The organism is Paraburkholderia sp. ZP32-5 (assembly GCF_021390495.1).
Taxonomy (GTDB): Bacteria; Pseudomonadota; Gammaproteobacteria; order Burkholderiales; family Burkholderiaceae; genus Paraburkholderia.
This window is the reverse complement of sequence record NZ_JAJEJP010000002.1, coordinates 2,814,378-2,828,051: the sequence shown is the minus strand read 5'-3', so window position 1 is coordinate 2,828,051 and position 13,674 is coordinate 2,814,378. Positions and strand designations below refer to the sequence as shown.

12 protein-coding genes are annotated in these 13,674 nt (G+C 62.6%); 10 read left to right on the top strand and 2 right to left on the bottom strand.

Features of this window, described 5'->3' with window-relative positions:
* The first annotated feature begins 52 nt into the window (after window positions 1-52).
* The 8 genes from L0U82_RS31400 to L0U82_RS31365 all read left to right on the top strand — a co-directional run bounded on the left by L0U82_RS31400 (window position 53) and on the right by L0U82_RS31365 (window position 9,413).
* Window positions 53-781: a GntR family transcriptional regulator gene (locus L0U82_RS31400; RefSeq protein ID WP_233837110.1), complete on the top strand. Its 729-nt coding sequence runs from the start codon at window positions 53-55 to the stop codon at window positions 779-781.
* A gap of 13 nt (window positions 782-794) precedes the next feature.
* Window positions 795-1,544, top strand: a complete 750-nt coding sequence (locus L0U82_RS31395; protein WP_233837108.1) for an aspartate/glutamate racemase family protein — start codon at window positions 795-797, stop codon at window positions 1,542-1,544.
* Between the two features lie 541 nt (window positions 1,545-2,085).
* Window positions 2,086-2,847, top strand: a complete 762-nt coding sequence (locus tag L0U82_RS31390) for an enoyl-CoA hydratase/isomerase family protein (protein ID WP_233837107.1) — start codon at window positions 2,086-2,088, stop codon at window positions 2,845-2,847.
* A 79-nt stretch (window positions 2,848-2,926) separates the two neighbouring features.
* Entirely contained in the window at window positions 2,927-3,988 is a 1,062-nt protein-coding gene (locus L0U82_RS31385) for an ABC transporter substrate-binding protein (protein WP_233837106.1), read from the top strand.
* 23 nt (window positions 3,989-4,011) lie between these two features.
* Window positions 4,012-5,073, top strand: coding sequence for an ABC transporter ATP-binding protein (locus L0U82_RS31380; protein ID WP_233837105.1), 1,062 nt, complete (start codon window positions 4,012-4,014; stop codon window positions 5,071-5,073).
* A gap of 37 nt (window positions 5,074-5,110) precedes the next feature.
* Window positions 5,111-6,892, top strand: coding sequence for an ABC transporter permease subunit (locus L0U82_RS31375; protein WP_233837104.1), 1,782 nt, complete (start codon window positions 5,111-5,113; stop codon window positions 6,890-6,892).
* A gap of 37 nt (window positions 6,893-6,929) precedes the next feature.
* Window positions 6,930-8,462: an AMP-binding protein gene (locus L0U82_RS31370; protein WP_233837103.1), complete on the top strand. Its 1,533-nt coding sequence runs from the start codon at window positions 6,930-6,932 to the stop codon at window positions 8,460-8,462.
* A gap of 75 nt (window positions 8,463-8,537) precedes the next feature.
* On the top strand, window positions 8,538-9,413 hold the full coding sequence (locus tag L0U82_RS31365; RefSeq protein ID WP_442793686.1) for an IclR family transcriptional regulator: 876 nt from the start codon (window positions 8,538-8,540) through the stop codon (window positions 9,411-9,413).
* Here the strand turns inward: L0U82_RS31365 and L0U82_RS31360 are convergent.
* Entirely contained in the window at window positions 9,401-10,378 is a 978-nt protein-coding gene (locus L0U82_RS31360; protein ID WP_267929730.1) for a LysR family transcriptional regulator, read from the bottom strand. The two genes, L0U82_RS31365 and L0U82_RS31360, sit on opposite strands and share 13 nt — an antisense overlap.
* A 223-nt stretch (window positions 10,379-10,601) precedes the next feature.
* Here L0U82_RS31360 and L0U82_RS31355 point away from each other — a divergent pair, with 223 nt between their 5' ends.
* Both L0U82_RS31355 and L0U82_RS31350 read left to right on the top strand, forming a co-directional pair.
* Window positions 10,602-11,468, top strand: coding sequence for an NmrA family NAD(P)-binding protein (locus L0U82_RS31355; RefSeq protein ID WP_233837101.1), 867 nt, complete (start codon window positions 10,602-10,604; stop codon window positions 11,466-11,468).
* Between the two features lie 244 nt (window positions 11,469-11,712).
* Window positions 11,713-12,423 carry a GNAT family N-acetyltransferase gene (locus L0U82_RS31350; protein WP_233837100.1) on the top strand — a complete coding sequence of 237 codons (711 nt, stop codon included), beginning with the start codon at window positions 11,713-11,715 and terminating at the stop codon, window positions 12,421-12,423.
* A gap of 59 nt (window positions 12,424-12,482) precedes the next feature.
* Here the strand turns inward: L0U82_RS31350 and L0U82_RS31345 are convergent, their stop codons facing one another.
* Window positions 12,483-13,445, bottom strand: coding sequence for a PDR/VanB family oxidoreductase (locus L0U82_RS31345; RefSeq protein ID WP_233837099.1), 963 nt, complete (start codon window positions 13,443-13,445; stop codon window positions 12,483-12,485).
* Window positions 13,446-13,674 lie beyond the last annotated feature (229 nt).

Below are 13,674 nucleotides of genomic sequence, written 5' to 3'. Positions count from 1 at the left end.
GTGACAATCTAGAATCACATTGACACAAAATGAAGTAGCAAGGACATCGAGCGTGTTGACCGAGAAAGAGACCCCGCGAGTGCGCAGGACGCGCAGTACCCGACAGATCCTCGGCGTCGACGATCACGCCGATCCGATTTACGAGCGCATCCTGACCGCCGTCATGGAGCACCGGTTGATTCCGGGAACCAGGCTCGTCGAAGAAAAGCTCGCCAGCGTGTTCAGGACCAATCGCACGCGCATCCGCAAGGTGCTCGCGCGGCTCACGCACGAAGGTATCGTCACGACCATTCCGAACCGCGGCGCGTTCATCGCGAGTCCGTCGGTGCAGGACGCGCGGCACATTTTCCAGGCGCGTCGCATTCTGGAGCCGGCGCTGATCCGCACGCTGGTCGAACGCGCCAATCCCGACGATTTCCTCCGCCTGCACGCACACGTCGCGAAAGAACGCGCGGCGCGCGACAAGGGCGACAAGCATGCGGTGATCCGGCTGTCGGGAGAGTTTCATCTGCTGATCGCGGAAATGGTGGCGAGCCCGCCGCTCACGAGACTGATGCGCGAACTGGCGTCGCTGACGTGCCTGATCATCCTGCTGTTCGATTCGCCGAACGTGCCCGCATGTCCAAATCACGAGCACACCGAGATCATCGAACTGATGCAGAAGGGCGATCTGGAAGGGGCGATCGCCGCGGCCGTCGGTCATCTCGACCATATCGAAGCGACGCTTGATCTATCGCTGCCCGAAGACGCGGAAGTCGATCTGTCCGCAATCTTCGGCTAATTACGGACTCGCCATGAATCTGCTGATCGTCAATCCGAACATCACGCCGGGCGTCACCGAGCTGATCGAAACCGAGGCGCGCCGGGTCGCGCACGCCGACACGCACATCGAGATGGCGACCGCGGCGAGCGGCGTCGCGTACATCGAGACGCGTTTCGAGGCGCTGCTCGGCGCGCATGCGACCGCCACCATCGCGGGCGAGCGGTATGGCAGCTACGACGCGCTAGTGGTGGCGGCATTCGGCGATCCGGGGCTGCTGGAGCTGCGCGAGGTGCTCGACGTGCCGGTGGTCGGCATGACCGAGGCCGCGCTGATGACCGCCGCGCAGATGGGCCAGCGTATCTGCATCATCGCGATTTCGCGGCGCATCACGGCCTGGTATCGCGAATGCATCGCTCGCTACGGCATGCTCGGCCGGCTCTCGGGCATCCGCCATCTGGACCGCCCGCTGCGCGATCCGTCGACGGTGCAGCGGGATCACGGCGCGCGGCTCGTCGAACTGAGCCGCGAGGCGGTCGAGCAGGACGGCGCGGACGTGCTGATTCTCGCGGGCGCGCCGCTCGCGGGGCTTGCGCGCGAAGTGGCGGGCGAACTGTCGGTGCCGGTCGTCGATGGCGTGTCGAGCGCGGTGTGCCAGGCCGAGACGCTCGCCAGGCTGAAGCCGATCCGGCCAACGGCCGGCAGTTTCGCGAAGCCGCCGGCCAAGCCGAACGCGGGGTTGTTGGAGAGCGGGATCGGGCGATTGCTATCTTCGGCAAGATAGGCGCGGATAGCCGCCTCGCTTTGGCGAGGCGGGTCGACATGGCATCTGTCTGCTCGCGGATGCCACCTCTGTCGAAGCTGCCGCTCGAGAGCCTGGGTACGCGCGCATAGCGAGCCCTCCGTATCATGTTCGGGCACTCGCCCGACCGCCGCGAATCCTTTTTCACGGGATAGGGCAGTGCTTATCCCGGTCTCGTGCTCAGCTAACTGCAGCCTGTTGCTCGCATAAAGTCGCTGCCCCGCCGCGACATTCGCGCATTCGCGCGTCGTCGCCTCCTACGCGTCACACGTGCCGCACCGAATTCGACCGGCGACTCCATCGCGCGCTCGCTTCGCCGCGCCTTCTTCTGCGTCCAACCTCCCCATTTTTGCCACGCCGGGCAACCACACCCGCGTCCTCCACAACTCCCCGTTCGCTAGCTGCCGACCAGGGTAAACGCCGCCATAAAAAGCATCACGCATGAGGCGGATTGCTACTTGCGTCGTCTTTTTGATCGGCATATATTGAAATACACCTACTAACTATTGCTATGCGATAAAAGATGAGTGAAGACATCCTGTTGTCCCAACATGGCCGCGTGGCGGTCATCACGCTGAATCGTCCCGACAAGCTGAACGCGTGGACCACGCCGATGCGCAACGCGATCATCGAAGCGCTCGAACGCTTCGATGGCGATGACGATATCGCCGCGATCATCATGACGGGCGCCGGAGATCGCGCGTTCTCGGCAGGGCAGGATCTGTCCGAGGCGCACGATTTCGACGGCGCGCGCGCGGTGGAATGGGTCAAGGAATGGCAGCGCTACTACGCGGTGTTGCGCGGCCTGAAGAAGCCGCTGGTGATGGCGCTCAACGGCACGGCCGCGGGCTCGGCATTTCAGGTCGCGCTGCTGGGCGACATCCGCGTCGGTCATCCGGGCGTGCGCATGGGGCAGCCGGAGATCAACGCGGGCATCGCCAGTACCACGGGCCCGTGGATCATGAACACGATGCTCGGCATGTCGCGCACCATCGAACTGACGCTGACCGGCCGCCTGATGGACGCGGAAGAGTGCAGGCAGATCGGCCTCATTCATCACCTCGTCGCGCAAGAGAAGGTGTTCGACAAGGCACTGGAGATTGCCACCGAGCTTGCCGCGAAGCCGCCGGTCGCGATGCGTCTGGACAAGCAGCGCTTCCGCGAAATGACCGAAGCGGGTTTCCAGGACTGTATCGAAGCGGGCATCCGCATCCAGCGCGAGGCTTACGACTCGGGCGAGCCCGCTCGCATGATGGAAGAGTTCTTCCGCAAGCGCGCGAAGTAACACGACACGCGCATCCACCACACCACGCACCACCACGCACGATTTCACAGACCTAGCTAGCGAGCGGGAGACCATAGCCATGACGCAGAACTTCAACGAAAAGCGGCGCCGGGTATTGCAAGGCGCGGGCGCAGTCGCGCTTGCCGGCGTGATGCCGGCGCTGGTGCACGCCGACGACAAACAGATCGTCGTATCCGATCCGGGCGGTCCATACACCACTGCTTATCGCGAGGCGTTCTACGATCCGTTCGAAAAGGCGACCGGCATCAAGGTCGTGAGCGTGGCGCGGGAGTCGCAGCCGGTCGCGCAATTCGAAGCGATGGTGAAGACGAAGAACTACGTGTGGGACGTGACCACGCTGACGCTATCCGCCGATATTCCGTATCTCGAAGCAAAAGGTCTGATGGAACCGATCGGCCTGAAGGCCTCGGACTTTCCGGACGTGATGCCCGAGGCGATCACGGCGGACTGGCTTGGCGTCGATGTGTATTCGACGGTACTCGCGTATCGCGCCGACAAGTTCAAGGACAACGGCCCGAAGTCGTGGGCGGACTTCTGGGACGTGAAGAAATTTCCCGGCCGCCGATGCCTGCGCCGCAGCCCGCTCGATACGCTCGAACAGGCGCTGCTCGCGGACGGGGTGCCGCTCGACAAGCTCTATCCGCTCGACGTCGATCGTGCTTTCAAGAGTCTCGACAAGATCAAGCCGCACATCGCGATCTGGTGGACCTCCGGCGCACAGTCGATGCAAGCGATCCAGAGCGGCGACGTCGACATGATCTCGCTGTGGAACGGTCGCGCGCAGTCGGCGAAAGACGCGGGCGCGCCCGTGACGATCGTCTGGAATCAGGGTCTTTATTCGATCGAAGGATGGGGTATTCCGAAGGGCACGCCGCGCGCTGAAATGGCCAAACAGTTCGTGCGCTTTTGCGCGGATGCCAAACGCCAGGCGGTGCTCACGCAGACGCTCGCGTATGGCCCGACCAATCGCAAGTCGTTCGAATCGATTCCCGCGCAGCGCGCACCGCTGTTGCCGACCGCGCCCGACAACATCAAGACGATGAAGCTGCCGAGCCCGGAGTGGTGGCAGGCAAACCGTCAGAAGGTCACCGAGCGCTTCAACTCGTGGATCATTTCGTGACGCACTGAACGCGAGGCATTGTCATGACCGCAAAACTGGAAGCGATCGGGCTCGGCAAGCGTTACGGCGAAACCGTCGCGCTGGAGCCGACCGATCTCAGCGTGCAGGCCGGCGAGTTCCTGACGCTGCTGGGACCGTCGGGATCGGGCAAGACGACGCTGCTGCAAATGATCTCGGGGCTCGTCGCACCGAGCTCGGGCCGCATCGAGATCGACGGGCGCGATGTCACGCACGTCGAACCAGGTAAGCGCGGCATCGGCATGGTGTTCCAGAGCTACGCGCTTTTTCCGCATATGAGCGTGTGGGACAACGTCGCGTACGGCCTGCGCATGCGCGGCAAGCCGCGCGACGAAGTGCGTCAGGCAGTCGACGGCGCGCTCGCGATGGTACGCATGAGCGAGTTCGGCAAGCGCTTTCCGAAGGAACTCTCCGGCGGCCAGCAGCAGCGCATCGCGCTCGCGCGCTGTTTCGCGTACCGGCCTTCCGTGATCCTGCTCGATGAGCCGCTCGGCGCGCTCGACAAGAAGTTGCGCGAGCACATGCAGTCCGAGATCCGTCGTCTGCACAAGGAATTGGGCGCGACCTTCGTCTACGTCACCCACGATCAGGATGAGGCGCTGACGCTGTCCGATCGCATCTGCCTGATGAACAACGCGAAGATCGAACAGATCGGCACACCGGCGGACCTGTACGACCGGCCCGCCACGCGTTTCGCGGCCAGCTTCATCGGTCACTCGAATCTGCTGGAAGGCGCGCTCGCCGATGGCCCGGATGCCGGCGCCGAACCGATCCTGCTGGCAGCGGGCGCGCGCATTCCATTGCCGCGCACGGCGAGGCCTACGCCGTCCGCGCGTCATACGTTGCTGGTGCGTCCCGAGGCGCTGGAACTGGTCGAGCCGAGCCGCGGCTTTGTCGATGGTCGTATCGACGATGTGGTGTTTTTCGGCAGCGATACGCACGTGCAACTGTCGCTGCCCGACGGCAGCGAACTGACCGCGCGATGCGCACGCACGCTGAGTCCGCGCGTCGGCGCAACGGTCGGTCTCACATGGGACCCGTATCGCACCACGCTGCTATACGCCTGATACCCGCTTGACGCGCCTTCGCCACCAAGGATCTTTCATGACTCTCGCTTTACGCGTGCATCCGGCCGATGCGTCGCGCCGCCGCGGCGCATGGCTTGCCGCGTCGCTACGGATCCTGCCGGTCTTGCCGACACTGCTGTTCCTGCTGGTGTTTTTCATCGTACCGGTCGGCGAGATTCTGCAAGGCGGGCTCGTATCGGGCGACGGCACGTTCGGCCTCGCGCAGTTCGCTCGCATTGCGCGCACGCCGGTCTACGCCAAGGTCTTGTGGATCACGTTCGCGATCTCGTTCATCACGGCCGCGTTTTCGATCGTGCTCGGTTATCCGGTTGCGTATCTGTTGAGCCGCGTGTCGGAGCGCGTGCGCGAACGCTGGCTGCTGTGGATCATGCTGCCGTTCTGGACCAGTTACCTCGTCAAGACCTACGCATGGATGCTGCTGCTGTCGAAAACAGGCGTGCTGTCGACGATTGCGCTCGCACTCGGTCTCGTCCACGAAACCACGGGCACGATTCCGTCACTGACCGGTGTACTGATCGGCATGGTGCATTCGATGCTGCCCCTCGCGGTGATGACGATGCTGCCGGTGATGCGCGGCATCGACGATCGGCTCGCACAGGCTGCGGAGACGCTCGGCGCCGAGCGCAGCACGAGCTTCTTCACGGTTTTTCTGCCGTTGTCTTCGCCGGGCGTGGCGGCGGCGGGGCTGCTGGTGTTCATCTCCAGTCTCGGCTTCTTTATCGTGCCGTCGTTGCTCGGCTCTCCGCGCGAAACGATGATCGCGCAACTGGTGATTTCGTCGGTGCTCGAACTGTTCGACATGCACTTCGCGGGCGCGCTTTCGACTGTGCTGCTGGTCTGCTCGATCGCGATCTTCTTCGTCTACGACCGCGTGGTCGGGCTCACGTCGCTGACCGGTGAAGTGAGCGACAAGCAGCGCGGCTCACGCGCACAGGGGTTCAGGCTCGCGTTGCTGATCGCGGCGGGCCGCCTGTGCGCGCCACTCGTGCGGCGGCGCGGCGGATTGCAACCGCAATACGACGGTGTGCGCGTGTTCAGCCCGCTTGGCCTGTTCACGATGGCGATCCTGATCGTGCTGGTGGTGCCGGTGCTGTCGGTGATTCCGTACGCGTTCACGAAGAGCGATTTCATTGCGTTTCCGCCGAAGCTTTTCAGTCTGCGCTGGTTCGGTACGTTCCTCGGCTCGCCGGTGTGGCAGAGCGCAACGATCCGCTCGTTCGAAGTGGGCTTCGGCACCGCCGTGCTGTCGCTCGCACTCGGCTTCGGCGCGACGCTGGCAATGACCCGCATGCCACAGCGCGCGACCAAGCCGCTGTTCGCGCTGCTCGTCGCGCCGCTGATCGTGCCGCGCATCGTGGTCGCAGTGGGGCTCCTGTATCTGCTGAGCCGCTTCGGCCTGACGGGTACGAACACCGGTCTGATCATCGGCCATACGGTGCTGGCGATTCCTTATGTGGTCGTCACGCTCGCTGCAGGCTTCCGGCGGTTCGACTGGCGACTCGACGATGCCGCGCGTGTGATGGGCGCATCGCCGTGGCAGCGCATTCGCACCGTCGTGCTGCCGCTATTGATGGCCAGCGTGACGGCGGCGTTCCTGTTCGCTTTCCTCGTGTCGTTCGACGATCTGACGATCGCGATCTTCGTGAGCGGCGGCATCAACACGACGCTGCCCAAGCAGATGTGGGACGACATCCAGCTCGCTATCACGCCGACGCTCGCCGCGGTTTCCACCACGCTCGTCGTGCTGATCGCGCTGGTGATCGCGGTGTCCTCGTGGATCAAGCGCCGCGCGCGCTGACGAACTATTCGATATTCAGTTTTCAGAACGACAAGACATGCACCGGTATCCGAATTATTTTCCGCATCGTCATCCCGACGACGAACTCGACTGCGTGCCGCTGCTCGCGGCGGCTCTGACTGCCGATCCTGCACGCGCCTTTCTTCAATTCGACGACCGCGCGATCACCTGCGGCGAGGCACTCGCGCATATCGCGCAGTGGCAGGCGTGGTTTCGCGAGCAGGGCCTCGCGCAAGGCGATCGCGTCGCGGTGATGCTCGGCAACAGTGTCGAGCATATCCACCTTATTTACGCGCTGATATTGAGCGGCATCGTGTGGGTGCCGGTCAATACGCGGCTGCGCGCGGCGGGGCTCGAATACGTGCTGCAACATGCGGAGCCGAAGCTGTTCGTGATCGACGACGAATTCGACGCAGTCAGCGCAAACATCGACTGCGCCGGTGCAACGCGCGTGCGCTTGCCGTCGTTCGAATCTGGCGCACGGCAAGACACTCTCGTTACGCCCGCGATCGGCGTCCACGATCCTCTGTGCATCATCTACACGTCCGGCACGACAGGTGCTCCCAAGGGCGTCGTGTTTACGCACCGGATGATGCGCATTGCCAGCGAGGCCGCGTTGCGCGTTGCGGACGTGCGCGACCGCGATCGGCTCTTTATGTGGGAACCGCTCTGCCATATCGGTGGCGCGCAAATGTTGCTGCTGCCGTTCCTGATGCCGGTGAGCCTGCATGTCGTGCCGCGTTTCTCTGCGTCGCAATTCTGGCCGCAAGTGAAGCGCGCGGGTGCGACCCAGTTGCATTACCTTGGCGGTGTGCTCGATATCCTGATGCAGCAGCCGCCGGGCACCGAGCCGAGCGATCACACGTTGCGTGTCGCGTGGGGCGCGGGCGTTGCCGCATCGGCGTGGCATGCGATTGAACGACGCTTTCACGTGCAATTGCGCGAATGCTACGGCATGACCGAATGTTCGAGCTTCGCGACGCTCAATACGACCGGCAAGCCGGGCTCGATTGGTCGGGTGCTGCCATGGCTGGAACTCGAACTGCTCGACGAACACGGACGCGAGGTCGGCATCGGTGAGCCGGGCGAAATCGTGCTGACGAGCAAGGTGGAGGGCGCACTGCTGCCGATGTATCTGAAGAACGACGAAGCGACGCAAAGCGCGCTGCGCGGCGGCAAGCTGTACACCGGCGATCACGCGCGGCGCGATGCGGACGGTGATCTGTTCTTCATCGGCCGTCGTACCGACAGCATGCGCGTGCGCGGCGAGAACGTATCGGCGTGGGAGATCGAGCGCATTTTTGCGGCGCATCCCGCGGTGCGGGCGAGCGCGGCGATCGGTGTCGCGTCGTCCGTCGGCGAGCAGGACGTTCTGCTGAACGTGCAGTTCAAGGACGACCCGGTGTCATGGGAAGCACTGCACGCATGGGCCAGCGAACGCCTCGCGAGTTTCCAGTTGCCACGTTACTACCGCGCGGTCGCGCAGTTCGAACTGACCGCGAGCGAACGCATTCGCAAGCATTTGCTGTCGCGCGACGTGGGCGACGCGTGGGACCGTCTGCGGCATTGACGCACGGCAGATGGGTGATTAACGCAGCTATTGCGATTAGATAGGGCAATAGCGGTATGCGATAATGGGCGCGTCATGCAACGCCGGTTACCGATCGTGAATCCTACCCAGCCCAAGGCCGCTCGCAAACGTACTTCGACCGCCGCGCGAGGCGAGAAGAAGGTGGCCGACCCGACCGAGTCGTCGCTTTACGTGCAGTCCGTCGAAAAGGCGATGAAGGTGCTGACCGCGTTCGACGGCAGCAAGCGGCAACTGTCGCTCTCCGAGATCGCCGCATTGACGGGCTTCGACACGAGCGCGACGCAGCGCTTCACGTTCACGCTCGCGGCGCTCGGTTATCTGTTCAAGGATCCGGATAGCCGCAAATACGAATTGTCGCCGAAGCTGGTCGACTTCACGTACCACTATCTGACTTCGAACGAACTGGTGAGCCGTGCTACGCCGTATCTGCAGCAGCTCGGCTCGGAAACCGAAGAGGCGACCAACCTGACGGTGCTCGACGATACCGACATCGTGTTCGTGCTTCGCATCGTCAGCCGCAACGTTTTCAATGCGCACGTGATCACTGGTTCGCGCCTGCCGGCGTATTGCACCGCGCCCGGTCTCGCGATTCTCGCCACGCTGCAGGACGGCGAAGTGGACGACATCCTGTCGCGCTCGAATCTCGTTGCCTTCACATCGTCCACTGTGTATCAGCCGCGCAAGATCAAGGAGCGGCTCGTGCAGATCCGCAAGCAGGGCTATGCGCACACCGAAGACGAATACTTCGTCGCGGATATTTCGACTGCGGCCGCGGTCACCAATGCGCACGGCCGTGGCATCGGCGCGGTCAACATTGCGGTCGCGCGCTCGCGCTGGCAGGCCGATCGGGATGAAAAACGCTTTGCGGATCTCGTGATCTCGACGGCGTCGGCTATCTCGACACGCAGGCGCGTCGATCAGGCGGGTTGACCGCGAGGCTTTTTCAATGGCGCGGGTCCGCGCTTCGATTCAAGATTCCCGCTCGCCCATCCCACGACGAAATCGAGAAACGCACGCGTTTTCGCGGGAATGTAGTGCCGCGACGGATAGTAGACATAGAGCGGAAAGCGTTCGTCCGGCCAATCCGGAAAGAGATTGGTCAAGCGGCCTTCGGCAATCAGGTGCTCGGCACCGAGCAGAAGCATCTGCGCAATGCCTGATCCGGCCAGGCACGCGTCGAGCAACGCACCGGGATCATTGACCGTCAGCCGCCCGTTCGTTGTGACCACGATCTGTTTGCGCTTGCGATGAAATTCCCACGGGAATGGCTTGCCCGTTTCCGGGTCGCGAAATTCGAGGCATCGATGTGTGGGCCCTCCGAGATCTTCCGGCCGCATCGGGCGCCCTCGGCGGGCGAGATACGCGGGCGCCGCGACCGTCACCACCGCGGTGTCGAGCAGCTTCCTCGCGACGAGCGTCGAGGTTCGGGGCCTGCCGAACCGAAGCGCGACATCGAAGCCTTCGGTAACAAGATCGTCCAGCCGATCCCTGGCGATAAAGTCGATCTGCAGATCGGGATACGCGTCCATGAACTTATCGAGTTGCGCGCCGAGAATCGCCCGATAGCAGACTGGATCGAGATTGACGCGGAGTTTTCCTCGCACCTTCGACATGCTGCCGGATGCCGCCGCGGCGGCTTCTTCGAGCCCCGCGAGGTGGGGAATCACCTGCTCATAGAAGCGGCGCCCCTCTTCGGTCAACGAGATCGACCGCGTCGTGCGATTGAACAGCCGGATCGCAAGCCTCTTCTCCAGCCTCGCAATCGCGCGGCTCACACCCGGTGGCGACATGCCGACCACGTCGGCCGCGGCGGCAAAAGTCCCGGCATCGACAACCGCGGCAAACACGCTAATCCCGCTGGACACATTTTCGAGCTTTGTTTTCACTGTCGTCATTCCGGTTGCGCCTGCTGCTGGCGATCATCTCCTATTCGTGACTCGATGTCACTTATCTAGTGCCACGTACGACATTTAGTTTCGATCGCGATTCGCCCAGAATGCGTATCACCGAAACGGACCGAGGCAAATGCATTGCTCGCTGGCGGCGTGACCGAACGCTCGCAATGCGTTGCCATGTTGACGCCGTCCGTGAATTTCATCGCTTAAGGAGGGTATCGAAGTGTACGCAATCACAGGAATCACCGGTCAGGTAGGGGGCGCACTCGCGCGTGAACTGCTGGCATCCGGGCAGCCGGTGCGAGCAGTGGCTCGCAATGCCGAGCGCGCGGCATCATGGGTCGCGCAAGGGTGTCAATTGGCGACGGCGCGCATGGATGACGAAGCCGCGCTTGCCGATGCGTTTAGCGGCGCAACGGGCGTGTTCATCGTGTTGCCGCCTGTGTTCGATCCGGCGCCCGATTTTCCGGAGGCTCGCGTGGTGATCGATGCCGTATCCGCGGCAATCAGGAAGGCGCGCCCCGCGAAGGTTGTTTGTCTGTCGACTATCGGCGCGCAGGCGCACGAGAGCAATCTGCTTACGCAGCACACGTTGATGCAACAGGAGCTGAGCACGCTGCCAGTACCCATCACGTTTCTGCGCGCCGGCTGGTTCATGGAAAACGCCGCGTGGGACGTCGCGTCGGCACGCGACGATGGCGTCATCGCCAGCTATTTGCAGCCGCTCGATCGACCCGTGCCGATGGTCGCAACCGACGACATCGGCCGTGTCGCCGCGACGCTGCTTCAGCAAACGTGGAGCGGTGTGCGCATCGTTGAGCTGGAAGGTCCGCGTCGCGTGAGTCCCAACGATATTGCCGACGCGTTTGCTCGCGTGCTGGGTCGACCCGTGCGTGCCGAAGCGGTGAACCGGCAGGATTGGGAGTCGCTATTTCTGTCGCAGGGCATGAAGCATCCGCTGCCGAGAATGCGCATGCTCGACGGCTTCAACGAAGGTTGGATCAGCTTCGAACGACCCGACGATGAAATCGTCCGAGGGACGACTGAACTGGACACGGTACTCGACGCGCTGGTCAACCGTTCGGTGTAGCAGCAAGCATTCGGGCCGGCGGTGTGCTATGTATGCAAGCACAAGCATTTCCGCCGGCTTCCGGTACGATGACGCTCACGATCGACCACGCCGTTCAGCGTCAGCACGAACTTCCTTATGTCGTCGCAAATGATGCCAAAAATGTCATTTGTGACTATAGGCAGTGGACCCCGTTGCGACTAGACTGCACAGCATTCCCGGCCATCGCGATGCGTTGGCCATACGTTGAATGCAAGGGGCAATCATGTCTGAGATGGAAGTCACGAATGAAGCTGTCGGCGCGGACTCGCTAGACAACGTTATCTGGAACGCACTCACCGGCAGGCAAGGTCGCTTCGCGGTGGGGAACGATCGGGCACTGCGGTTCGCGTCGTCGGTCGCGCCTTTTACCGCGATGATCGATTCGAGTGCGGCATCGTTCGATGCGTTGCGCGAACTGATCGACGAGCATGGTCCCTTGACGTTGGCGACCGTCAACGAAATCGAGCCGGATGCCAGGTTCTCCGTCACCCGGCGAGCATCGCTGCTGCAGATGGTCTGGCAAGGCGACCCCGCTCCGTCGACGGACGTGCAATACGTGAATCTCGACGAGCGCGACGTACCCGATATGCTTGCGCTCACCGCGGCAACGCAGCCGGGACCTTTCGGCCCGCGCACCATCGAACTCGGCGACTATATCGGCACGCGCCAGGACGGAAAGCTGGCCGCGATGGCGGGCGAGCGCATGAAGATCGACGGTTACACCGAAGTCAGCGCAGTCTGCGTGGACCCGGCTTTTCGCGGGCAAGGACTCGCCGGTGGCCTGATGAAGCGGCTGATTACTGCAATCTGCGCGCGCGGCGAGACGCCATTCCTGCACGTGCTCGCATCGAATCACGGTGCGCTGGCGCTCTACCGCGCAATGGGCTTTGTCGTGCGCCGCGAGTTGCATCTGATGGGACTTCAACGCGCGTAGCGTGGAGCACACGCGGCGCATTCCGTTTATTGCGCCGCGTGCGCGTTTGTGAACTGCGATCAAAGATCCAGCACAAGTTCTTCCGATCGCGCGCGCGATACACAGACCATGATCTGCGCGGACTTCTCGTCATCGCGCAGCACGAGATCGCGATGATCGGCTTCTCCCGAACACAGCCCCGTGCGGCATGATCCGCACGTACCGCTTTCGCACGAACTCGGCACGCGCACGTTCGCGGCGCGCAGCACATCGAGAATCGAACGGTCGGCGGGAATGTCGAAAGACGTGCCGCTGCGCTGCAGCCGAACCGTGAATGGCGTGTTGTCCCGCGCATCCGCGTTGCTTGCGCCGAAGCTCTCGAAGTGAACGGTACCCGACGGCCAGTGGCCGGTCATGTCGCGCACAGTGTCCATCAACGCCTGCGGTCCGCAGCAATAGACGTGCGCCTGCTTCGGCCGTTCGAACAGGCTCCAGAAATCATACGATTTCGCCGGGTCGCCGAAGTCGTGGTGAATCGTCACCGAAGAGCGCCATTCGCTGCTGCTGAGTTCGTCGAGAAACGCGGTGCCCTCCGGGTCGCGGGCGAGGTAGTACAGCTTGAATTGCCGCAGTCCTTCCGCTTTCAATTGCCGCGCCATCGATAGCATCGGCGTGATCCCAATGCCGCCCGCGATAAGCACGAACGACTTCGCGCGCTCGTCGAGCGGGAATTCGTTTCGCGGCGTCGACACGAGAATCGTATCGCCCTGGTTCGTTTCGTCGACAAGGCTTTTCGAGCCACCGCGTCCGTTTTCGTCGCGTTTCACGGCGATCACATAACGATCGCGTTCTTCCGAGTCATTGCACAGCGAATAGCTGCGACGTGCTCCATTGGGCACCACGACGGTCAGGTTCGAACCTGCTTCGAACGGCGGCAACGGCCCACCTTGCGGGTCGGTTAGCTCGAAGCGCCAGATATCGCGCGCAATCTTTTCCTTTTCCGCAATCTTCAGACGCAGAAAACCGTCTTGCTGGGTGTCCATACCCGTCTCCCTTCACTCGATCCAGTTTCGTTCGGCCTCAGTGTGACGAATCATATTGCTAGATATCTAATAATGCAAGTGTCTATGTCAGGAGCGAGTTTTGGGGTCGTCGGTATAAACCCGCACTTGCCAGCGTCATCAACGCCCCTTACGCTAATTGCTAGATGTCTAATTATATGGCGTACAGACAAGGCAAATATCGTCGGACGAGCAAGCCTGTTTGTTCTCA

Coding starts and splice junctions, on each gene's coding strand:
- L0U82_RS31395 (WP_233837108.1), top strand. CDS start 795: ATGAATCTGCTGATCGTCAATCCGAACATCACGCCGGGCGTCACCGAG.
- L0U82_RS31390 (WP_233837107.1), top strand. CDS start 2,086: ATGAGTGAAGACATCCTGTTGTCCCAACATGGCCGCGTGGCGGTCATC.
- L0U82_RS31385 (WP_233837106.1), top strand. CDS start 2,927: ATGACGCAGAACTTCAACGAAAAGCGGCGCCGGGTATTGCAAGGCGCG.
- L0U82_RS31380 (WP_233837105.1), top strand. CDS start 4,012: ATGACCGCAAAACTGGAAGCGATCGGGCTCGGCAAGCGTTACGGCGAA.
- L0U82_RS31375 (WP_233837104.1), top strand. CDS start 5,111: ATGACTCTCGCTTTACGCGTGCATCCGGCCGATGCGTCGCGCCGCCGC.
- L0U82_RS31370 (WP_233837103.1), top strand. CDS start 6,930: ATGCACCGGTATCCGAATTATTTTCCGCATCGTCATCCCGACGACGAA.
- L0U82_RS31365 (WP_442793686.1), top strand. CDS start 8,538: ATGCAACGCCGGTTACCGATCGTGAATCCTACCCAGCCCAAGGCCGCT.
- L0U82_RS31360 (WP_267929730.1), bottom strand. CDS start 10,378: ATGACGACAGTGAAAACAAAGCTCGAAAATGTGTCCAGCGGGATTAGC.
- L0U82_RS31350 (WP_233837100.1), top strand. CDS start 11,713: ATGTCTGAGATGGAAGTCACGAATGAAGCTGTCGGCGCGGACTCGCTA.
- L0U82_RS31345 (WP_233837099.1), bottom strand. CDS start 13,445: ATGGACACCCAGCAAGACGGTTTTCTGCGTCTGAAGATTGCGGAAAAG.